The sequence below is a fragment of the Mesorhizobium sp. M0772 genome, assembly GCF_040320135.1.
Lineage (GTDB): Bacteria > Pseudomonadota > Alphaproteobacteria > Rhizobiales > Rhizobiaceae > Mesorhizobium.
Map to the genome: position 1 here is coordinate 1 of NZ_JAMYPB010000074.1, position 19,563 is coordinate 19,563.

At 57.2% G+C, this 19,563-nt stretch carries 21 protein-coding genes and 2 pseudogenes; 6 read left to right on the forward strand and 17 right to left on the reverse strand.

What is annotated here, in order from left to right:
- Positions 1-357 precede the first annotated feature (357 nt).
- Together NKI06_RS28845 and NKI06_RS28850 are read right to left on the reverse strand one after the other, a co-directional pair.
- On the reverse strand, positions 358-1,668 hold the full coding sequence (locus NKI06_RS28845; protein WP_023704526.1) for a tyrosine-type recombinase/integrase: 1,311 nt from the start codon (positions 1,666-1,668) through the stop codon (positions 358-360).
- A gap of 624 nt (positions 1,669-2,292) precedes the next feature.
- On the reverse strand, positions 2,293-2,601 hold the full coding sequence (locus NKI06_RS28850) for a patatin-like phospholipase domain-containing protein (RefSeq protein ID WP_352987793.1): 309 nt from the start codon (positions 2,599-2,601) through the stop codon (positions 2,293-2,295).
- Between the two features lie 488 nt (positions 2,602-3,089).
- Between NKI06_RS28850 and NKI06_RS28855 the strand changes: the two genes are divergently transcribed.
- Positions 3,090-3,836, forward strand: coding sequence for a Crp/Fnr family transcriptional regulator (locus tag NKI06_RS28855; protein ID WP_023687384.1), 747 nt, complete (start codon positions 3,090-3,092; stop codon positions 3,834-3,836).
- Positions 3,837-4,234: 398 nt separating this feature from the next.
- Here NKI06_RS28855 and NKI06_RS28860 read toward each other — a convergent pair whose 3' ends face one another.
- From NKI06_RS28860 to NKI06_RS28875, 4 genes and pseudogenes are all read right to left on the reverse strand, one after another.
- On the reverse strand, positions 4,235-4,519 hold the full coding sequence (locus NKI06_RS28860) for a PilZ domain-containing protein (RefSeq protein WP_084566741.1): 285 nt from the start codon (positions 4,517-4,519) through the stop codon (positions 4,235-4,237).
- Positions 4,520-4,672: 153 nt separating this feature from the next.
- Positions 4,673-4,915 (reverse strand): DUF982 domain-containing protein, encoded by a 243-nt coding sequence (locus NKI06_RS28865; protein WP_023687383.1) that lies wholly within the window; start codon positions 4,913-4,915, stop codon positions 4,673-4,675.
- Positions 4,915-5,145 (reverse strand): hypothetical protein, encoded by a 231-nt coding sequence (locus NKI06_RS28870; RefSeq protein ID WP_352793043.1) that lies wholly within the window; start codon positions 5,143-5,145, stop codon positions 4,915-4,917. The genes NKI06_RS28865 and NKI06_RS28870 overlap by 1 nt, the downstream gene beginning before the upstream one ends.
- Positions 5,146-5,352: 207 nt before the next feature.
- Positions 5,353-6,063, reverse strand: a pseudogene (locus NKI06_RS28875) (NADP-dependent oxidoreductase); the annotation flags it as partial.
- Here NKI06_RS28875 and NKI06_RS28880 point away from each other — a divergent pair.
- A complete protein-coding gene (locus NKI06_RS28880) occupies positions 5,986-6,216 on the forward strand; it encodes a DUF3072 domain-containing protein (protein ID WP_156935977.1) in 231 nt (76 codons plus the stop codon). The pseudogene NKI06_RS28875 and the gene NKI06_RS28880 overlap by 78 nt on opposite strands.
- 377 nt (positions 6,217-6,593) lie before the next feature.
- Here the strand turns inward: NKI06_RS28880 and NKI06_RS28885 are convergent, their stop codons facing one another.
- Both NKI06_RS28885 and NKI06_RS28890 read right to left on the reverse strand, forming a co-directional pair.
- A complete protein-coding gene (locus NKI06_RS28885) occupies positions 6,594-6,746 on the reverse strand; it encodes a GNAT family N-acetyltransferase (protein WP_352496840.1) in 153 nt (50 codons plus the stop codon).
- A gap of 527 nt (positions 6,747-7,273) precedes the next feature.
- Positions 7,274-7,459, reverse strand: coding sequence for a Y4oE-related protein (locus tag NKI06_RS28890; RefSeq protein WP_023687381.1), 186 nt, complete (start codon positions 7,457-7,459; stop codon positions 7,274-7,276).
- Positions 7,460-7,517: 58 nt separating this feature from the next.
- Here NKI06_RS28890 and NKI06_RS28895 point away from each other — a divergent pair, with 58 nt between their 5' ends.
- Both NKI06_RS28895 and NKI06_RS28900 read left to right on the forward strand, forming a co-directional pair.
- Positions 7,518-7,727: a hypothetical protein gene (locus NKI06_RS28895; protein ID WP_023672260.1), complete on the forward strand. Its 210-nt coding sequence runs from the start codon at positions 7,518-7,520 to the stop codon at positions 7,725-7,727.
- 135 nt (positions 7,728-7,862) lie between these two features.
- Complete coding sequence (locus NKI06_RS28900) at positions 7,863-8,054, forward strand: hypothetical protein (RefSeq protein WP_031202512.1); 192 nt, start codon at positions 7,863-7,865, stop codon at positions 8,052-8,054.
- A gap of 2,269 nt (positions 8,055-10,323) precedes the next feature.
- Here NKI06_RS28900 and NKI06_RS28905 read toward each other — a convergent pair.
- The 4 genes from NKI06_RS28905 to hxsD all read right to left on the reverse strand — a co-directional run bounded on the left by NKI06_RS28905 (position 10,324) and on the right by hxsD (position 13,941).
- Entirely contained in the window at positions 10,324-10,878 is a 555-nt protein-coding gene (locus NKI06_RS28905; RefSeq protein WP_023672256.1) for a PH domain-containing protein, read from the reverse strand.
- Positions 10,879-11,119: 241 nt separating this feature from the next.
- Positions 11,120-12,157: a His-Xaa-Ser system radical SAM maturase HxsC gene (hxsC, locus tag NKI06_RS28910; RefSeq protein ID WP_352987794.1), complete on the reverse strand. Its 1,038-nt coding sequence runs from the start codon at positions 12,155-12,157 to the stop codon at positions 11,120-11,122.
- 1 nt (position 12,158) lies between these two features.
- Entirely contained in the window at positions 12,159-13,577 is a 1,419-nt protein-coding gene (gene hxsB, locus NKI06_RS28915; protein ID WP_198025817.1) for a His-Xaa-Ser system radical SAM maturase HxsB, read from the reverse strand.
- Between the two features lie 31 nt (positions 13,578-13,608).
- Entirely contained in the window at positions 13,609-13,941 is a 333-nt protein-coding gene (hxsD, locus tag NKI06_RS28920; protein ID WP_023672253.1) for a His-Xaa-Ser system protein HxsD, read from the reverse strand.
- Between the two features lie 779 nt (positions 13,942-14,720).
- On the opposite strand from hxsD, the gene NKI06_RS28925 reads away from it, so the two are divergent.
- Positions 14,721-15,089, forward strand: coding sequence for a sunset domain-containing protein (locus tag NKI06_RS28925; RefSeq protein ID WP_084566736.1), 369 nt, complete (start codon positions 14,721-14,723; stop codon positions 15,087-15,089).
- A gap of 14 nt (positions 15,090-15,103) precedes the next feature.
- On the opposite strand, the gene NKI06_RS28930 is transcribed toward NKI06_RS28925, so the two are convergent.
- From NKI06_RS28930 to NKI06_RS28940, 3 genes and pseudogenes are all read right to left on the reverse strand, one after another.
- Complete coding sequence (locus NKI06_RS28930) at positions 15,104-15,580, reverse strand: PIN-like domain-containing protein (protein WP_352796290.1); 477 nt, start codon at positions 15,578-15,580, stop codon at positions 15,104-15,106.
- Between the two features lie 10 nt (positions 15,581-15,590).
- Positions 15,591-15,827 (reverse strand): hypothetical protein, encoded by a 237-nt coding sequence (locus NKI06_RS28935; RefSeq protein WP_023687371.1) that lies wholly within the window; start codon positions 15,825-15,827, stop codon positions 15,591-15,593.
- A 75-nt stretch (positions 15,828-15,902) separates the two neighbouring features.
- Positions 15,903-16,130: pseudogene (locus NKI06_RS28940) on the reverse strand (helix-turn-helix domain-containing protein); the annotation flags it as partial.
- 533 nt (positions 16,131-16,663) lie between these two features.
- Here NKI06_RS28940 and NKI06_RS28945 point away from each other — a divergent pair.
- Positions 16,664-16,894 (forward strand): hypothetical protein, encoded by a 231-nt coding sequence (locus tag NKI06_RS28945; protein WP_031202508.1) that lies wholly within the window; start codon positions 16,664-16,666, stop codon positions 16,892-16,894.
- Between the two features lie 277 nt (positions 16,895-17,171).
- Here NKI06_RS28945 and NKI06_RS28950 read toward each other — a convergent pair whose 3' ends face one another.
- Both NKI06_RS28950 and NKI06_RS28955 read right to left on the reverse strand, forming a co-directional pair.
- Positions 17,172-18,485, reverse strand: a complete 1,314-nt coding sequence (locus NKI06_RS28950) for an HlyD family type I secretion periplasmic adaptor subunit (protein WP_352987795.1) — start codon at positions 18,483-18,485, stop codon at positions 17,172-17,174.
- The coding region (locus NKI06_RS28955; RefSeq protein ID WP_352987796.1) for a type I secretion system permease/ATPase at positions 18,472-19,563 on the reverse strand (1,092 nt) is incomplete at its 5' end. The genes NKI06_RS28955 and NKI06_RS28950, both read right to left, overlap by 14 nt.

Sequence of the window (19,563 nt, forward strand, 5' to 3'; positions counted from 1 at the left end):
CGTTCACCATTGCTTAGTGGACCTCGTCAGGGTGATCGGCAATTTCGTGAATAGCGAGTACCAGCGCCAGTTTCGACCAACCGGTCGGCAGCGCCCTCGTGACCAAGCGGGGTTACTTATCCTCGGTGCGTCACATGTGCGCTTCGTCACCGGTATAGCCTGCCAATCCCTCCACAGCCGTTTTGACGCTGCGAAAAGCTCGAGGCGTGAGGGGGCAATTTAACCCAGGAACCCGAAAACGGCACTTCCGCTTTCGGCCCCGAACCAACCGTCATCATCCGCCTTAATAGTGTCCTGGAAAGAAAGCTGACCCCTCCGGGCCTATGACTTGGCGACGAGTTTCGGCGTTTTCGACGGTCAGTATGATTTCCGGGGGTTGGAGATTTGTATCGGCCTTTGATGAACGGCCGCTGTTGGGTTCAAAGTGGATGGTCGTGTTATTGTATGGACAGCAGGCTTGCGGCGTCCCTCGGTTGAGTTCACCCGCGGGTTTTTGCTCTTGAGTTCATCCAGATAATCGGCCCACCACTGCATCATGTTGATGCGCTCCTCCCAGTGCTCTGCCCGGGCATAGGCGCGCCGAACGTCGTTGTTCTCAATGTGGGCCAGCTGCCGCTCTATCGCGTCCGGATGCCACTCGCCGCATTCGTTCAGCAAAGTTGATGCCGTTGCTCGAAAGCCGTGCGCGGTAGCTTCTTCCTTGCCGTAACCCATACGACGCAGTGCGGCGTTTAGCGTATTGTCGGAAATCGGACGTGAAGCCGATCGAACACTAGGAAACAGCAGCGATCCACCACCAGAAATTTCCCTGAGTGAAGTCAGGACGCTGATCGCCTGCTTTGATAGGGGTATGCGGTGCGGCCGTCGCATTTTCATGCGTGCTTCAGGGATGGTCCACACCGAGCTTTCAAAATCGAACTCTTCCCATTCAGCGACGCGAAGCTCCCCGGGGCGGGGAAACAGCAGCGCTATCAGCATCAGACCGGCCCGGGTTGTAGGCTGTCCGTCAAATGCATCGATCGCCCTCAGCAAACCGCCCAAGGCCTTCGGATCGGTAATCGCGGCGCGAGACGTTACCGTCGGACTGATGAGTGCGCCTCTTAGGGCGAAGGTCGGATCTGTCTCGGCGCGTGCGGTCGCGATTGCGTATCGAAACACGCTGCCGATCGTGGAGCGCAGTCGCCTGGCCGACTCGTATCGACCGCGAACCTCCACGCGGCGGAGGGCGGTAAGGATGGTGGCCGGGTCGATCTCCCGAATGCACTTGTCGCCAATTATCGGATAGGCAAAGTCGAGCAGCCATTTGACCTTGCTGATGGTCCGGTCGGCACGTCCCTCCTTCTTTAGTTTGTCAACATATTCGTCCGCTATTGAGCGAAAGGAGTCCTTTGCCGAATCGGCCTTCCGCAAGCTGCGTTCCTTTCCAGGGTCGACGCCAGCTAGCAAAAGCCTTTTAGCGTCATCGCGCGCCTCCCGTGCCTCGGCGAGAGAGATAAGGGGATAGCTGCCCAGCGCGAGCAGTTTCTGCTTGCCGTCAAAGCGGTAGGCGAGACGCCAGAGGCGAGAGCCCGTGGGCTGTACCCATAGCTGCAGCCCGCCCCCATCAGATAATTTCACGAGCTTGGAAGCAGGGCGGGCATTTCGACATTTCACGTCGGAGAGGGGCATTCGTCAGGTCTCCCTTGGCTGTTTCGATACCATCAGGATGTCGAATACCAACGGAAATACCATCCCCCCGCCTCGTTGGACCAAATGCTCCTGAAGCGCTCCGTGTCCCGCTTAACCGCGCAATGCGACTGCAAAAGACCAACAATCCCAAGCAGTTGCAGAAGCTGCAGCGTAGAAGGTTCGGTGAAAGGGAGTGCCGGGAGAAGGGGGGATGGTGCCCAGAGGCGGAATTCAAGTGAAGAAAATCCCGTTTTGCTTTCAGATACTTAGGGGAATGTTTCCGCATCTGCTACCAACATAAATACCAACAAAATATTCCTGTGGATTGGTTCGGTTCCTGCTATTTCTCTCAATGCCTTGCACCTGCACCTTGTCTCTTCCGGTTGAGTCTACATCCTTCTTGGTCATACCTCATCATGCGGGGTCGAGTGAAGACCACGGCTGGCCAAGACGACTTAATCAGAACGGATGGCCATTGCGCCCAATATCGGGATCGCTTTAGGCGGTTTCTGAAAGCCGACATCGTGCGAAGAACAGGTGGCTATTTACGGGTCCTGAGACCTTGGCCCATACACCGCTTTGTAGGGTGGACGCGGCGCAGCGAAAAGCGCCGCCAGCCGTTCCTCATGTTGCTTGACCAGTGAGGCAGCAATAAACAGGTAACTCTGCGGCGGACCGGGTGTAGTCGTCGAGGTCGATCGGATTAGACTTCATAGGTGCTCCGTCGACGCGTAGTAGACGGTCTCGTCCTACCAGCAGCCCAGCTTGGCCCAGTGCATTCTGGCTTTGCAGGCGCATGGCGGCAGAAATGATCTCGCGCCAGTGCCTGATACCGCCCTTGGCGATTTGGCCCTTGGTGAAGGCGAACTCCAATTCAACGCAGCCGAGAGACAGGATGTCGATTTGATGTCGGTCAATTGCGTAGCAGGCCATGGCATCGACATAACTGGCATAGTAGGATCGGCGCCTCGGAGGTGCCGGGCCACATCCCACCCGCTTGGGCCGTCCCCAAGTCTGATATCTGTCAGGAGAGCCACAACTCGCTCCGGCTCACGACCGAAAGTCCCAATCGCTTCAAGGCCCCTTAAGCCGGCGACCACCTCGAACCCGGCCTCCCGGAGAGTTCTCGACGTCTCCACGAACAGCACGGAACCCGATGACATTGAAAGCCTGCTTCGTGCGCCCCAACAGTTGAACGGCTGCGAACTCTTAAGGTTCCTGGCGCGCAATAGCACTCGTTAATCCGGTGGAAAGCAGGTTGTGATCCAGCCGTTTCGAACAGGGTGCGGCAGGCGAAAAGGATTGAGGACAGCTGAACTTTGCCCGCATCATCGACGCACTGACCATTGGCCTTCGTCTCCCTAGGCAGCGGGAACATTAGCGCCAACTAAAAGTTGAGAGCAAACACGAACAGGTTCTTGATGGCACATGATCCTTCTTTCAAAATGTTGATCCGCAAGCTCCAAGCCATCTCGGAACTCGCAGAATCAGACATTGCGACCTTGGGGAACATCTCGATTCAGGAGAAGAGATATCAGGCCAACGAAGACATTCTGCGCGAGGGCGATAAGCCGAGCCTTTCCTTCGTCGTTCTTGACGGCTTGATAGGGTCGACCAAACTAACCGGGGAGGGCAAGCGTCAGATATCCTCCTTTTTTGTTCCGGGCGACATTCCCGACCTGCATGGTTTGCATTTGTCGGTCATGGATTGCACGTTCACCCCTCTGATGCCCTCTCGAGTGGGCTTCATGCGGCACGACGATCTTCGCGCCATTTGCGACCAGCACTCTTCGATAACGAGAGTGTTTTGGCGCTCCACTGTGATCGATGCGGCGATCTATCGAGAGTGGGTCACCAACGTCGGAAGGCGCGACGCCTACTCGCGTATGGCTCACATTCTTTGCGAACTTATTGTCCGCCTTCGCTCGGTCGGTCGCATTGAAGATCATGTGGCCTATCTCCCGATAACGCAGGCTGCACTTGGCGACGCACTAGGCCTCTCCTCCGTGCACGTGAACCGAGTGCTTCAGGACCTTCGACGCGACGGTCTGATATCTACCCTTGGCTCGCGTTTTCATGCGCCCGACTGGGCAGGGCTCGTTCGCGCCGCAGATTTTGACTCTACCTATCTGCACGATAAGGCTGCGCAGACGGGTGCCGGTTTCTGAGAATGCTGGGTCGCTCATGATGCATTGAGCCAACCCCTCGCGATCCTTGAAACCGAATCTGCTGTAGAACCCGCATTCCAACAGGAATGTCGATCACTGCTTGAGAACTGGACCGCAGACTTACCTAGTGACGGCATGGCTTCCCAAAGCTACGACCTGAGGAAGGAACCCGCCGAAAGCGGGACGGTGTTTGATGTCTTCACTGGGTACCCCCGCAGCGCGTGGGCGTCTGGCTAACTATCTGGACGAGGAATATTCCCGTGATCTTCAGCCTTCTGACCATGTCGACCTGAAGCGAAGGTTCGCCGGGGGGTAACCTCTAAAGTATGACTGCCATGGAACACGTGCGGAGCGCCGGAGAGTGTCCAAATTTCGCAAAGCCAATGCACCGGCGCTGCTTAGCCATAGTGGAGACGCGGCTTTGGCAACGTTCCTGTAAATTGAACCCCAATTCGGTCGTTCCTGCGCCACCGCAGGACTGCTTGGTAGGCAACGCCGTCGGTCGGCACGTAAAGCACGAACCGCTCAGGGACACGCGATTCCACCGGGACTTTGAGCTCAGCTCCGCCACTGTTTTGGTTCCGAATGGTGCAACTGATCTCGGAGTTTGTAATTCCGCTGATGATTGAGGCGCCTTTAAGCACCCGCTGCCTCCGTTCGCGGCGATGCTCTTCATCAACCATGTGACCTCCATCGGTCACCCCCGGCCCTATGGTACGCCCACCGGCGAACAACTGTCCATCTGGGGCGTCGCTCGGTAGCCGGACGGCATAGATGCCCGTTGCCGGTGAATTCGCAACGCGAACAGACCCGAATGGTCTCGTCGTATAGCGTTGTTAATCCGGCAGCAGCATCTCCTCTTCATCAGCCGCGGCTTCGAACAGCAGCCGGAAGTCATTACCCGGCATTTTGCCATCCATCGCAGATAGGCAAGCCTCGGCCGCCAGCCGCCACTTGGGGCCACGATTGGACCACTTTAGGAGCTCCTCGGCGGCGGCATCAACCCGGTTGACACCAAGGAGAAGCCCCGGGCGCTCAGTCTTCACATAAACTGGAGGGTTGAACCAACGGTGGGGCATCACGCCTCTCGAACGTCAAAGGCGATGAACAGTCCGCAAACGGAGGCTGATTTGACGATCATTTCGACTAACTGGCAGTCAGTTTCGAGAAGATCGCCGCCGCGCTCACGGACCGCTACAATGGTCGCTTTGACGGAAATAATGTCGCCGGGTTGAGAGCCCAACAGGACCTCGCGGACCAGCTCCTTGGCCGTTTGCTGCGCAGGCCGAACAGGTGCTTGAATGTCCATCCCATCCTCCCAGAGAGATAGAACCTCAATCAGCTATTCTGTGGGTCACTTTCCGAAAAAGGCAAGAGTCGGAAACGTACAAAGCAGGTTCCCGCAAACACCGCCCTACGATGGCTAAATCCCGCGACAGGCGCTGATTTGCACCCCACCGTGTCAGCTGCCAGAGGCGGCCATACGGAGAGAGGACCGGCCTCCTCTCCCAAGTTCTCACGGACGAACGCGGACAACCGTCTTTCCTGCGCGTCGGTCCGTTGAGTTGAAGGTGCCGATGGCATCATCCAAGCTCGAAACCTTGCCAATGTTCGTCCGCAGTCGTCCATCGCGGATCCGCTGCACTATCTCAGAGAGCTGAGGGCGATCAGCCTCGACGACGAAGTCAACGGTCAGGCCATCGGCAGCTCGAATGTCCGATGGTCCGACGACTGTGACAAGGATACCTCCGACGCGGACGAGCGTTGCGGATCGCTTCTGGATATCGCCGCCGATGACATCGAACACCAGATCGACGCTGCCTACATCTTCAAGCGTGTCTTTTGCGAGGTCGAGGAATTCATTTGCACCGAAGTCGAGCGCTTTCTGGCGGTCGGCAGCACGCCCGGTGCCGATCACATAGGCTCCAGCCTCCCTGCCAAGCTGCGCCACCATCAAACCGACGGCACCGGCAGCGCCATGCGCGAGAACGCTCTGCCCGGCCTTGATGCGGCCATGCTGGAACAGCCCCTGCCATGCAGTTAGGCCGGAGATCGGCAGGCTAGCGCCCACCGTAAAGTCGACATCGCCGGGCAGCGGCGCGAGGTTACGGGCCTCCATGGCAACATACTCGGCGAGGGTGCCGTCGCGATGCCAGTCCGCGAGGCCGAACACCCGCTGACCTATAGAAAGCCCCGTGGTGCCGTAGCCGAGCGCAGTGACCACACCAGATGTGAGCAGGCGGGCGACGACAGAAGCTACGCCGAAGATCTAAGCAAAGCCGAGGCCTCGAAGCGAATCGACGCGCTAAGAAGCCCGCCCAGACTCTCTCTGCAATCAAAAAAAGAGTTGTCCTCGCTCCCTGTTCTGTCATCGCAATGAAGGACGACATCTTCGAGCACCCGCAGCACACCTGTCGCATGGAAAAAGCTGTAGGCGTTTATAGGTGCTTGGGGAATCCGCCGTTTGTTTGCGTTGTGGAGCGGGACAAAGCAAGTTACTCACTCAGGCTGGCTACCGTGAAGCGGGGCACCAGCCCGACTTCCACGCGTTGCCGTGGGAAGCTGAACACAGGGCCGTCAAAGAAAGGCAAGGTGGACGCGACGGCGCTCGCTGAACGCATTCGGGCGCCGGCTGCGTTCGCGTTCACACCCGGCGCTATGTCGCTTCTAGGCCCGCTCTGTCGCTACTTTGTGCGCAGCATATTGTGGGAACTCTGCCTCGGCCCACGCACTCAGTGGCTGACCAGAACGAGCGCATCATCGGCCTAACCGTTTAGGCTGTAGAATTTGTGTGTGCGCTCGTATCGAGATGCGGGTGATGTCGCAGCCGAAACGCGCTGCTTCCTTCTCGATCCGCCCCATCAGTTTGGCGCCGATACCAGCACTGCGCATCTCGGCGTCGACAACCACATGGTCGGCCTACGCCCACTTTCCGCCCATACCCGGTTTGCTGATAGAACGGGTAGATAGCCGCGATCTCTTCGAGCTCCATGGCTGAGTGTCGATGCCTATGTCGGCGAGGTGATGAGTGCGGCCTTGCCGCCGAACACCAGCCCCAACTGGGCAGTCGCATCGCTCGACATTACGGGCGATGCAGCCACTGCGAAGGTCGAGGACGAATTTGGAACCACAAGGTTCACCGGCCGGCGGCAAAGGGTCCGGCCTTTCCTTCCTAGTGTGACGTGGCCCTGAAGGCTGCCAAGTTGTTCCTGCCTCACTGATCCAGTTCAAGCGGATCGTGATCTGGTTGCTCGTGCCACATCACCTGGCGGAAATCGCGTTTGTCGACCTGCTGACCGCAGATCGGGCATGCGTGAAATCTAGTCACCGTCCTGCGGTTGGTGTGGCTTGCCGGGGATAGGCGGTCCAAGGTCGGCTATTCTAGCCATGCGCGACCGAACAAGATGCTGCGGCAAAGTTCCGTCAGTTTGGTTTTCTCAGTTGGGAAAGACATCGCACCAAAAGCGGTAGTCATCTGGTCGACCGTCGAAATGCGCCTCCAAAGCGCAGTGCGCCACGGCGGTCGGTGCTTCCATCCCATAAAGTTCGATCGCAGATTGAGCGGCCTGATCTCTGTCGACGAGATTGGCAATCTTCAAAGCGGCGAACTCAGCGCTCCGCATCGCGAGCCTCCGTGGACCAAATATTCCCAACACCTAAGGGTGACTATATGATCCCCTCATGGCAACTCTGCGGTACGACGAAAGGCAGGAACCGGATGGGACGTGGACGGTATTCGACGTGTTCACCGGGCTGCCGGCTATTGTAGCGGGCCACCCATCTGTCGACCTTCCCGACATGGAGTATGCCGAAGAGCTGGCCGCCATCCTGAATGCCAACGACCTGAAGCAGAGGCTATCTCACGGGAGGTTCCCCGGAGGGTTCGCCTGACCGAAGTGGCATTAGCCCCCGGTCGTATTGCCCATCCAGGTTGGTTCGTCCGATCCGAACAAGCAATTTGTTATAGATCTACCGGCTACGACGGTTTTAAGTCGACTCGCCATTGCTTTTCGTAGGGAGGACGTGATGGGCAACGTGGTGCCAATCTGCAAGGCCGCGCCTTGCGTGGAAGTGGTCGGAGCCAGTGGCGAATGGGTCGTCCGCGTCATTGAAACTGACCAGGAAATTTCACGCTCATTCGCCCTGGAATCGTTCGCACTGGCCTTCGCGGAAGGCCAGCGGATACGCCTGCATCTCGACAAGGTTGTGCGGCTTTAGGACCCTCCTGCGGCTGGGTACCCTCAGGGCCGCGACGGTGATGGCCGATTGTTCCATTGCTGGTGAGGCTTGCGGTGTGACGTCTCTGTCGTCCGCCCGCGCGGCCGGAAGGGCGGCAGGCTTTTTATTGGTTGAGATCGAGCGGCTCGTGATCGGGCTGCTCGTGTCACATCACCTGCCGGAAGTCGTGTCGGTCGACCTGCTGGCCGCAGATGGGGCACGCATGGAAATGCTCCGGCCAGTCAGCGTCATGTGGCTTGCCGGGCTTAGGCGGTCCAAGGTCAACAATTTTCGTCATCACCAACGAACACGGCGACCCGGCAAAAGTTCCGGGGGGGTGTGTGCATGCGTTCGAAGGGCTGACAACAAGACCCCCACGTCGGAAGGTGAATGATGATCGCGACGCTAGCCTAGCCATTCCCCAACGGCTCGGACAAATCCGGTTCCCGGCGGCGTTCCCGTCGTTCTTCAAGGAACAGCTTGGTGTGCTCGTCCCACTCAAGGGGCGTTGTCCCGCGCTCTTGACGAAACTTTCCAAACTCCTTGCGCAGGTCGGCAAGGTCCGAAGCCCAAAGATGCTCACTGCTTCCGGGGTTCGACAAAGCGCTCACCAGTTCCGTCCGCTCTCTCGGAATTAAGTTGGCTTCGCGGTTGAGCCTTCAAGGTGGCATTGCGAGATAATTTGCTCGTTTGCTAATATGCCTATATCTTAGGCAGAGTGGGGCCTCACAAGCACCCCCCAACTGCACCGGCCATGTCCCACGGCGGGGTATGGTCTTTGCGCCCGGCAATCTTTTCAAGAGCTTCCGTGAAGCCTGATGCAAATTTGTTGCTGCTGCGAGCCGCACCCCCCGTTTGGCGGAGCTTCGTATATCTCTCGCTTTACGACGATCTTATCCGAAGTGATTAGGCGAGCTAGGCGCTTCAGCGAGCTGCCACTACCTCGTAGGCGTCCAAAGCTTCTTGGTGTGCCGATGCCGAAAAGCAACCCAGCGGCCGGTCCATAAACGGCCAGCAAGTCGAAGTCCTGGCCTCCATCCGTAGGATGGGTCGACGAGCGGGTCGAACAGTGGCGCGCGCGCCCCCGAGAGGAAGAGGGAATGTCTTATAACGGAGCGTCCGCAAGTGTCGGACGCTGACCGGGCTGCCCAGCGCAACCCTGCTGAACCCGACGCTTTGGTGTCACTTCCAGGTATACCCTGATGTGCAACAACAACATATGCGCAAATCGAAAGCCGTCCGGCTTACCGGTCAAGAACGGGAGCGCCGCTAAGACGAAAAAGCATCTCGCTGTAGGGTAGCCGAGCAAGGATCTTGCCGTGGTTGGCAATTGCCGCAGCTGTCATTCCTCTACATAGGAGACTGACGCCCCCTTGGGTTCGTTGGCAGATGGATCCGGACTGTCAACGAGATGCAGATCCGGAACCCCATATACTATGGCAGTTACACCCTCAGGAATGGCTCCGATCGGTTGAACTACCAATATGCGCACACCGAGCAGCCACGCTATGATAATGGCGGCTACGCAACCAGTGCAGCCAAAGACGCCGAACTTCTTCATCGCATCGCACCTATTCCCCGCATCCAATCATCGTACCTGATGGCGTGATGGTGCATTCGTTGCCTTCAGTGTCCACGGAATGAGTTCCGGTTCTGTCTGTCCAGGAGCGAATGGAGTAGGAGTTTCCTTCGCTATCGCTACTGGTGACCTCTTGGCCTCCGTTCGGTAAGCGAAGAGTTTCGGTGTCAATCGAATAGTTATTCCCTTCGGTATCGTACGATCTCACATGTTGATCCCCATTCGTACCGGAATAGGAATCTGTGCAGACCCTGTAGTCGCTTTCACCCAAGCAATCAGCGTATGCGGAAGCGGTGCAGCCGAGTAGAAATGCTGCCGTCAATCCGATGACGTTACTTTCATTGAATTTCCTCGACAAAAAAACTAAAGCCCCGCCAACAGTCATAACGGCTCTGGGCGCAAGGAACCGCAGCGGCTAGGTATCCTTGAAATTAAACCGCCTATCAAGCCAATCTGCGCCTCTGAAATATACCGCACTCGAGTGCCACGAGTTATTCAAGGTAAGCGTCCAGGCCCAAAGGCTTATGGATACAAGTGCACCAATCCACCCGTACAGCAGAGCTGCCGCAAAAAGCGATGGGGTCGACATAGCGAGTATCCACCACTCCCAAATGAAGCGCAGGGTAATGCCGACGCAAAAATAAATAGAGACGAAGAGTATAATCCCGACAACGACCCCTATAAATTCCATTATCCCGCCAGTATTTTTCTTTTTTGCTGTTCGAATTCTTGATCTGTGATGATTCCGTTCGCCTTCAAAGCGCCGAGACGCTCAAGCATTGACACCACGTCGGTACCCTGCGGTTGATTGTAGACTGGAGCTGGCTGCCTTCTCTGCTCCAGTGCATCCCTAACCTTATTGACGAATTTGACAACAGTCTTCTTCCAAACGTTGCTGATGTGCCGCTGCGAAGCTCCGTCTTCGATGGTGATCGAACCAAAGATGAGCCCCGTTTTGCCGCTAACAGCATTTACCTTGTCAAGGCCTATGCTGGCCTGCTTCAGGCCGTAGATCATTCCTTTGTCGAGAAAGATGATACGTCGGTCTGTCAGGGTGATGAGCCACGTGTCGCCGTCCATGAGCCCAGAAGTGAATGCCAATACCTGCTCACCGTCTGAAAGAATCTCCGGAAGGTGATTTAGCTCTTTCTTTGTAAAAAATTGATCGTCGCCGATTTCATCGGCGATACGTTTATACTCAATTCGAAGCTCCGCCTTGGACGCATTTTTAAAATCGAAGGTCATATTCTCTCCAATCGCTATCCGAGTCAGCAGCGCACAGATTGTATTTCTAAGATTTAGGCTAGGTTATCCCACCGGGCGAACGGCTTTGGTAATTGTCAACCAATCTGATGTTCTATTTTGTTTGAAACGCCGAGATATGGGAGCTTCGTGCAAGGTGGCTAGATGAAAAGAAGCCACCACATTCGGCGCGCTTGGAGCAGCTTGTGCACTCGTTCATGTACGCATTTTTCCAGTCACTAATCTATCGCTTTGCATACTTGTGGATAGAGCCATCAAGAAGACAGAGCTGGTGATTGTAGACTGAAACATTGATCCTAGCCGCAGCCAGATATTGCACAGCCGCCCGCAACTCACTTCGATAGTCGTACGGGTCCATCCAGAGCTTATCCATATTTGCCCTTGTGAAGCCAGTGATCTCCAGTCCCATAAACGTCACGTGGTCTACGAAGGTGAGGTTTCTAAAAATGAAATCTGACAGGTCGACGAGACCTTCATAGGTCTGCTTGTGAACGACAACTCGTATCTCAACCTCAGCCCCGACGGCCTTCAGGTTCATGATCCCGCGGACGGTCTCATCGAAGGCGCCTTTGGACTGAACCACGTAGTCGTGAACTTCCGGGTCGGCGGAATAGATCGGTATGCCGACCGAAAGACTAGGATGTCCAATCCCTTGATAGCGCTCTGCGAATTGCCGATCCTTGAATGTCCGGCCATTGGAAAGAATATGAACCGGCGTAGACGGAAGGTGGTCACGAGCTGATGACAAAATGTCAAAAAAGTCCTCACCCACCAGCGTTGGCTCACCGCCAGTGATCCCGAGAAACGGGGTCGTTACGGGCAGCAGGGGCAGCACATCCAAAATCTCCCTCGCCAACCAGCGATCATCAACGTCTTTGGGTGGCTGGGAGCACATCAAACACAGGTGGTTGCACCGCTCCGTTACGAGGAAATAGTTCGCGTTGGCATCCTTTCTGAACAGGACACGCACTGCCTTCCGATCCGGCACAAAGCGGATGACGTCTCCTTCGCTAAGGTAGTCGAACTCGTGGGGCAGAACGACTAGTCGTCGGTCTGAAAACAGTCGCTCAGCTTCCGGCCGATGCTCCTCAAAGGTGACAACCCACTGGCATTCAGGATGAAACGTCTGCCCCTTGAAAAGATACGCATCATGTTCTCGGTTAGGCGCTTGGTCAGCTTGGCCCGTCACGAGCCTAAGTGCCACTCGCTGTGAGAAATCACCGACGCTTGCTGACGCAGCGAAGCCACTCAGTCGCAACATCCTAATTCGCCCAACTTAGAAAGAGTTCTCGGGCGGTAACGTCCCTCTCCATAAGGTCGATCAGCCTCTTGAAGATCGACATATTGCGATTGCAGAATCCCGACCGCGTTTTGAGGCCAACAAAGTCGCCCTGCGTTGCGGTATGGAATACTGGATCGGAGCCACAGAACGGCTCGTAAGCGCAGTCGGCGCACATCGGTACGGAGCCTGCAAAAGATTGCTCGATAGGATCGAGGAGAGCGTCGGACCCGAAAATCTCGCCATAGGTGTTTTCGTGGACATTCCCGAGCAGAAATGTCTTGTCGCCCATTTCGGCCAACATTCGTGCTTCGTCGGACGCGTAGACGCTGGCGTCATAGTTATAGACAACGGCGGAGATACCGATGCCTGCCGGGCTCATAAGATCCACATATCCTGGCTCGAAAGGCGTGAGCATCTTTGTAAGGATGGTGGCCGCGTAAAACTCCTTGAAAGGAATGCCGTTACGGTTCAGTTCCAGGATGTAATTCAGCCCGTCGAAGTAGAAATCGAGCCAGCGGTCCACGTCATAGGCTGCGTAGGATTTCGTCTTGACCGCGAAGCCGTAAGGGGAAAGCGGCCGAAGGAATATTCCGGGGAAATCTAGCCGCACGTATTCGTCAATGATCTCGCGCGCCAGTGGAAGACTGGCTTTGGTCGTTGTCATAAGTGCGCTGACGCGTTCATGGCCGAGAGCCAGTCTGGCCTTGTGGATACCTGCCACAGCCAATTCGTAGCTGTTCTTTCCCGGGCGCGGTCGATTCGCATTGTGAAGAGTGGCCTGTCCGTCGAGCGACGTTGAAATTAGAATCCTGTGCTCGCGACAGAATTCCAAGATTTCGTCGGTGATGACGGCGAGATTCGTCGTGATGACGAATTGCAGCGACCGCCCGGCGACCTTGTTGATCGCTTCAGCCCGATGCACGACGTGTTGGATCAACGGGAAATTCAGAAGCGGCTCGCCGCCTTGGAACTCGATCTTGATAGCCGGACTTGGAGACTGGAAAATGAGCGCCAACGCCTTCTCGGCAGTCTCCTCTGACATATCGAAGGCTGAACGATCTTCGCTTTGGCGAGATACCTGACAGTAGGGGCAGGAGTGCTCGCACCGCAAAGACACGACCATGATGTGAAGGGAGGTGAAGTTCTCAAGCCTTCTTGCCTTGGTCCGAACCTTCAGCGCCAGCAGCTCCTTGCCGATATTGGAGGATGCATCAAAGAGGAACTGCCTGCTGCGCAGGCGGGAGTAGGCGGGGTGTGTGCTGGGAAGCTCGTGCCTGATGAACGAAGCCAGCACGGCGCGCGGCAATACCAGATATTCGCCCGCTTGGTTGGTCAGCACATACCGCTCGTCGTCCAACTGGGAAAAACGGAAGTACGCGAGCTGATAAGTGTCGTCCAACGGTCGTTGGAACTCAGTTGCCGGAGCAAACTTAGTCATCGGACTGCAGGCCCGATCTGGAAAACGCAAGCGCCAGTATCGCGTTTCTAACAGTGGCGGTTTCGGCGGCGATGCTGCTACGCAGGTCCTGATCCAAGACCTCTAGCCGCAGTCTTTCTACCGCTGCGTCGGCCGAAGTTCGCGCGGCCGCCTTGCTGAAGTTGATCGTGCATACTGCGAAGCCGCCCTCGATCGTGATCTCAACCGCAGCGTTGCCGGTTACCCGATACGCTGCGCGCTTTACACAGTCGAGGCTGAAGACTGACAGATCAAACTTGACTTGGGCAGTCTGGACGAGCTCGCTCTCGCGAGGGGTGTCCGCCATCAACAATAGCTGTAGCCAGAGCAGTGAGACCCGTGACTAGCATGGCTCGAATGGCTGGTGTGGTACGCCATGATAACGTCCGTACCATTTGAGCGGTCTAGCACCTCACCGTAGCCGAGGTCCGCCGGGACAGTGCCAGCTTCAGCGAGCTTGGTCGAAGGCTGATTTGCCGATTCGACAAGGACTGCAGCCTGAACTTGGCCGCCGAGAATCATCGTGGCCGACAAGGCCATTGGTGACAGGAAATTGCGTTTCGACATTATCCAAACCCCCGTTTGTACGGACTCATTAGCAAAACGCGCCAAGCCGGACAAGTACCGATTGTGGAGAAGTGCTTAAGGGACCACTAATGTTCCGGGCCAAATACTTGTATTGTGGAGTTGACGGGTTTCCGTCTTCTGAGCGCAATCGATCGCAGAAGCGGCCCGACGATGCTCTTTTGCAGCCGCTTCGGCTGCCGCCAGAAAGCGCTCGGATTTCAGCCCGAGAAAGCTGTTCGGAAGGTTTGGTTCTGGGCCATTGGCGATCTCCGCTTGGTGGGGTTCGCCGCAACGCGGACCATAGTCCTACATGCCACGCTTCCTGACCTCCTGGCCTACTCTCACGGGAGCGATAGGGCCAGGCGCCAAGCGCCACCATCAGGAGGGAAGCGGTCATGCCGACCATGTCTCGCGCCTGTAGCGTCTCGGGCGCCGCATCAAGGAAGCGGGCTACAGCGCTGCGGCCTGATACTGGACTCCGGGCTTCAGACGATGCATTCTCGCCTCGGGGAAGGGATCATGGGCAATTCTGTTCATGCCAGGAGGTTGGAGAGGCGACGGCCTTGGTGGCGCTCGCTTTTCCGCTATCGTCTCGCCGCCGTTCTGGTGATGCTCGGGGCGACTTCCGCGGGCTATCTTGCAGTCGGCGACGATCGGCACGAGCTGCCGCGCGTTCACCATGGCGGCGATTCGTCGGCCAGCAACGCGGCTGTCCGCGAGGCGGGCTGCGATATCAAGGGCAACATTAACGAGCGCGGCGAGCATATCTACCATATGCCGGGGCAGGAATATTACTCTGCTACGCGCGTCAACCCAGCTCGAGGAGAGCGCTGGTTCTGCTCACAATGGGAAGCGTGGTGGGCGGGCTGGCGGAAAGCGAAAGTGTAGCGATTGCCTTTAGACTACACCTTCAGTTGCTCGATGCGCGTGCTCTTTATTGGAAGTTCGAACATCGCGCCGCCCGCGACAATTTCCGATTGCTTTTCGATCGTGCACCAAAGGGCGAGTAGCCGCTCCATTTGCTTGACGACCGGAGCCTTGTAGAGGCCCTTCGAAAGAAAAAACCCGACGAGCCGAGAGCTTCGAAATGCAGCATATTCGACCTTGTTCCGGGTAATGCGTCGATCGCCAGAGATGACGATCCAACGCCCCTCCGTGCTCAGCTGGCCGATCCAGGCCACATCCGCGCCGATCCATTCTCGGGCGCAAATGGCGCCGCCTTGGCCATCTCGGCAGATCGTCGAGTAGTCGGGCCAATGCCTTCCAAGCAGGAATGCAGCCAGAGCGACGCGGCAAAGCCCATCGGGACGCGCCAGCCTAGGTCTTCCTCCCCCCGCTGCATGCCAGACGTATTGTCCTTGGGCATCGCGCCGATCCATCGGCGAGGCGTCAGTTCGTCTCGCCGACGATACTGTCATAGTCGCGGCCGATCAGTAGCAGCACGAAGCCGCAGGGCACTGTCACGCTGGTGAGGGCAATAAGGCCGAGCCATCCATAGTCCGGCTTCGCAAAATAGTAGTACCAGCTAATCGCCTGCACCAGCGGAGACACGATCAACATCCAAGCACCCCATATGCCATCCGTGTTGAGCCGGATCGTTGTCGTCGCCCGATAGCTGATTGCCATACGTATGCCCTCCCGTTCCTCAAAAGGCAGCTTCGCGCCGGTTGAGCGCGAACGCAAGCGCCGGCCCGGCTACGGCTTTGCGAGCCTCACGCCGGCGCCTCCTCCATTCTGCGGAATGAGCTCAACCCCGGCAGCCTCCAGAGCGGCCTGCAGGTCGACCAACGTGCGGTCGTATGGCGTCCGCTTGCCAGCTTCGAAATTGGCAATGGTCGTCTTGGCCACCTGGGAGGCCGCTGCCAGCTGATCCTGCGACCATCCAACAAGCGCCCGGGCTGCCCGGCATTGAGATGGCGAAATTGTCATTTTAGTTAAACCTTACATAAAGTGCGACTGTACGATATGTGCAGCCTTATACCATTAGTGCAACGTTATCGCAAATGCAGACCCAAATGCCTAACACCCCTCTTCTGGAGGCCGGCGAAGCTATGGCCGCTGCCTTCCCTTAGAAGATTTTCCCGCGCCCTGCTCGGTGCCATCGCCTCTATTCCGGGCATAAGAGGCGCGGCCGCGGCGCATGTCTCGCCGCAACCGGCGCCTCTGCCCTCCCAGGAGGAACTGCTGCAAGCCTACAGTGAGTGGCTGTTCTTCGAACGTCTGCTGCTTATGCGCGACATCTACCCTGGCGAGCGCAACCCCTACCGCCAAACAGCCCTCGTGCCCTGCAACACTCTTGCGGCGCATTACCATTTCCCGCTACGATGACCGAGAGTTATAGCCCGACATGGGAAACGGTGCCCTCGCCAGCCACGCGTGCGCTGCTCGTCTTGCAGACTGTCGGCGTTGACTTCAGGCCGCTGAGTGAACGGCAATGATCTTTCGTTCAGAAGGAAACTGCCATGCGAACGACCGAACGTGATCGACCGCCTTCCGGCTGGTTTGTGGTCGACGTGATGCGCCGCGAAGCCCGGAAGTGGGACTGGGCGGCGCTTGTCACCGATACGCATCCTGACGACGATCTAGAAGCTCGGATCTTTGCGAAGCAGTGCTGGGTCCCCATTCCCGGCAAGCACCGAAACCGAGATGCGGCTTGGGATATGTTCGAGGCGATGTCAGCCACGCGGCACTGACTGACTTTCATTCCGCAGAAGAGAAACGAACAGCCCGCTGCTGCTGGTGGCGGGTTTTTCATGTCGCGTTTCATGTCGCGTCCATCAGCCGCGCATCAGTAAAAACCGCCGGAAACCAAGGATACTCAGTTGCTACATGGTGTAACATGAGCTGAATATTACAGAAACAAGTGGTGCCCAGGGGCAAGTAGGAAATGTCTGTGCTTTCAGATCTTACCACGCACATGGCCTGCGGACAACCAACAGAAATACCAACAATATATTCTGGTGGGTTACTTCATTCCTCCCGGAATGTCCGACTGATTTGGTCCGACAGCGGCTTCACGAAATAGGAAAGCGCCGTACGCTCGCCCGTCTGGACCATTGCTTCGGCCGGCATACCGGGCACGAGCGTCAGGCCCTTGAGCTTCGTCAGTTCCGCCTGCGGAACCGACAGGCGCACCAGGTAGTACGAAATGCCGTTTTTTTCATCCGTCGCCAGATCCGCTGCGATCCGGCTGACATATCCGTTCAATATCGGCGTGGTTCTCAGATTGAAGGCTGACATCCGCAGCACGGCCTTGTGACCAAGCTGGATTTGGTCGATGTCCTTCGGGGTGATTCGTACTTCAAGCGCAAGATCGTCGCCTTCCGGCACGATTAGCATGATCGGATCGGCGGGCGTAATCACTCCGCCGACCGTATGAACTGCGAGTTGTTGAATGGTGCCTGACTGCGGCGCGACGATATCGATCCGCCGCAGTTCCTGTTCAACCGCCACCTTGCGCTCAACATACTCCCCGACCTGCGCCTGAACCTCTCTGAGCTCCTGGCCCACTTCCGACTTGAAATCCTGATCGATCTGCGGGATCTGGAGGCGCGTTTCGGCTATGCGGGCTGCCGTCTGTGCCTGATCTGCGATCTTCTCACCGCGTTCGCCACCGAAAGTGGCAACCTGGATCTTCAGGCTGTTCAACCGTTGGTCCGAGACAATGCCTTGGTTGCGCAGCCCACTTAGAACAGCAATTTCCTTTTGGAGAACCTGGATCATTTTTTCACAAGCAATTTCCTGCGCCTTGAGTCCTTCGATCTCGTGGTGATATTGAGTAATGCGTTCCGCCAATTGCGCCTGCTTCCCGTCGCGGGATTGCCTGCGGAATTCGAACAGCAACGTCTCGCTATCTATTGCCGAAGCTACGTCCGGAACATCTCTTCGGGCGAGTAGCCAGTCCGGGAAGGGGATTTCCGCGAGATCGTCACGCTCAGCATCGAGTCTTGCCAGGTAGGCGGCCAGCTCATCGAGCCGCTTGGTGACTATGGCGAGATTAGCGCGCGCCTGGGTGGCATCGAGCCGCATGAGGATGTCGCCGGCTTTTACTTTATCGCCTTCGCGCACAAGGATTTCTCCCACCACCCCGCCAGTCGGGTGCTGCACCTTCTTGACATAGGAAACGACGACAAAGTGTCCGGACGCTACAACCGCACCGGACAGATTCGTGAAGTTCGCCCAGGCTCCGGCTCCTCCCACAAAGATCACGCTCGCCAGAAGGCCCGCCACCAGGTGGCGGCGAATGGAGCTTGAAACGTCATTGTTCTGATCAATGCCGGACACCGGTATCCTCCATGTCAGCGCGCTCTGCCATGTTATCCTGTGTAGACTCGATGGCCTTCAGGACTTTGGAAGGCGCACCGAATGATCGCTGCCGTCCACCTTCCATCACCAACACCAAATCCACGGCGCGGATGACGCTCGGCTGATGGCAGACAACAACCGCAATGCCCTTGCGCTCGCGCACGGAGGCGATCGCCTTAGCGACTGCAGCTTCGCCTTCCGCGTCGAGATGGATATTGGGTTCATCCAGCACAACAAGGAAAGGGTCTCGATAAAGGGCACGGGCAAGACCGATAAGCTGGCGCTGCCCGGCGGAAAGTGCCGATCCGACCTCACCAATCGGAGTTTCGTATCCGTGCTCAAATCGGAGGATCAGTTCGTGCGTGCCCGCTGCTTTCGCCGCGGCGACAATAGCCTCAGGGTCAGGATCATGTTCAAAACGAGCAATGTTTTCGGCAATGGTGCCGTCGAACAGTTCAACACCTTGCGGCAGATAGCCGATATGGCGGCCTAGTGCTTCCCGGTCCCATTGATCGAGGCTTGCGCTGTCGATGCGAACCTTCCCGGCGACCGGCGTCCATGCGCCGACGATGGCGCGCGAGAGTGTCGACTTGCCCGAACCCGATGCGCCGATGACCCCAAGTGCGCTTCCCGCCTGAATGGCAAACGCAAGGCCGGTCACGGTCGGCTTGCTTTCACCGGGCGGAACGATTGTCACGCTTTCGAGGCGCAGTTCGCGTTCAGGTGCAGGCATAGGCACAACAGGAGCGGTTTCAGGAACCTTTTCCAAGAGGTCCTCCAGCCGCGCCCAACTCTGGCGCGCAATGAGGAAGGGTTTCCAGCTTGAAATGGCCAGATCGACCGGAGCCAGCGCACGCCCCATCATGATCGAACTGACAATCATGACCCCGGCCGTAGCCTCCTGCCTGACGACAAGGTACGCACCTACGGTAAGAATGGCCGATTGCACCTGCAGGCGCAAGTCGGCATTGCAACGCGCTGCTTGCAGCAGACCATTGCGTGCCATGTTGTGGGCAACGGTATCGCTTATCGGCCCTTGCGAGAGAGTGTTGGCAAG

What these genes read in the sequence shown, in the direction of transcription:
- NKI06_RS28865 (WP_023687383.1), bottom strand. Translation starts at nt 4,915, where the DNA reads ATGCCCCACCGTTGGTTCAACCCTCCAGTTTATGTGAAGACTGAGCGC.
- NKI06_RS28890 (WP_023687381.1), bottom strand. Translation starts at nt 7,459, where the DNA reads ATGCGGAGCGCTGAGTTCGCCGCTTTGAAGATTGCCAATCTCGTCGAC.
- NKI06_RS28945 (WP_031202508.1), top strand. Translation starts at nt 16,664, where the DNA reads ATGCGAACGACCGAACGTGATCGACCGCCTTCCGGCTGGTTTGTGGTC.
- NKI06_RS28925 (WP_084566736.1), top strand. Translation starts at nt 14,721, where the DNA reads ATGGGCAATTCTGTTCATGCCAGGAGGTTGGAGAGGCGACGGCCTTGG.
- NKI06_RS28900 (WP_031202512.1), top strand. Translation starts at nt 7,863, where the DNA reads ATGGGCAACGTGGTGCCAATCTGCAAGGCCGCGCCTTGCGTGGAAGTG.
- NKI06_RS28860 (WP_084566741.1), bottom strand. Translation starts at nt 4,519, where the DNA reads ATGGTTGATGAAGAGCATCGCCGCGAACGGAGGCAGCGGGTGCTTAAA.
- NKI06_RS28855 (WP_023687384.1), top strand. Translation starts at nt 3,090, where the DNA reads ATGGCACATGATCCTTCTTTCAAAATGTTGATCCGCAAGCTCCAAGCC.
- NKI06_RS28850 (WP_352987793.1), bottom strand. Translation starts at nt 2,601, where the DNA reads ATGGCCTGCTACGCAATTGACCGACATCAAATCGACATCCTGTCTCTC.
- NKI06_RS28895 (WP_023672260.1), top strand. Translation starts at nt 7,518, where the DNA reads ATGGCAACTCTGCGGTACGACGAAAGGCAGGAACCGGATGGGACGTGG.
- NKI06_RS28935 (WP_023687371.1), bottom strand. Translation starts at nt 15,827, where the DNA reads ATGGCAATCAGCTATCGGGCGACGACAACGATCCGGCTCAACACGGAT.
- NKI06_RS28845 (WP_023704526.1), bottom strand. Translation starts at nt 1,668, where the DNA reads ATGCCCCTCTCCGACGTGAAATGTCGAAATGCCCGCCCTGCTTCCAAG.
- NKI06_RS28905 (WP_023672256.1), bottom strand. Translation starts at nt 10,878, where the DNA reads ATGACCTTCGATTTTAAAAATGCGTCCAAGGCGGAGCTTCGAATTGAG.
- NKI06_RS28880 (WP_156935977.1), top strand. Translation starts at nt 5,986, where the DNA reads ATGCCAGTCCGCGAGGCCGAACACCCGCTGACCTATAGAAAGCCCCGT.
- hxsC (WP_352987794.1), bottom strand. Translation starts at nt 12,157, where the DNA reads ATGTTGCGACTGAGTGGCTTCGCTGCGTCAGCAAGCGTCGGTGATTTC.
- NKI06_RS28870 (WP_352793043.1), bottom strand. Translation starts at nt 5,145, where the DNA reads ATGGACATTCAAGCACCTGTTCGGCCTGCGCAGCAAACGGCCAAGGAG.
- hxsD (WP_023672253.1), bottom strand. Translation starts at nt 13,941, where the DNA reads ATGGCGGACACCCCTCGCGAGAGCGAGCTCGTCCAGACTGCCCAAGTC.
- NKI06_RS28930 (WP_352796290.1), bottom strand. Translation starts at nt 15,580, where the DNA reads ATGGATCGGCGCGATGCCCAAGGACAATACGTCTGGCATGCAGCGGGG.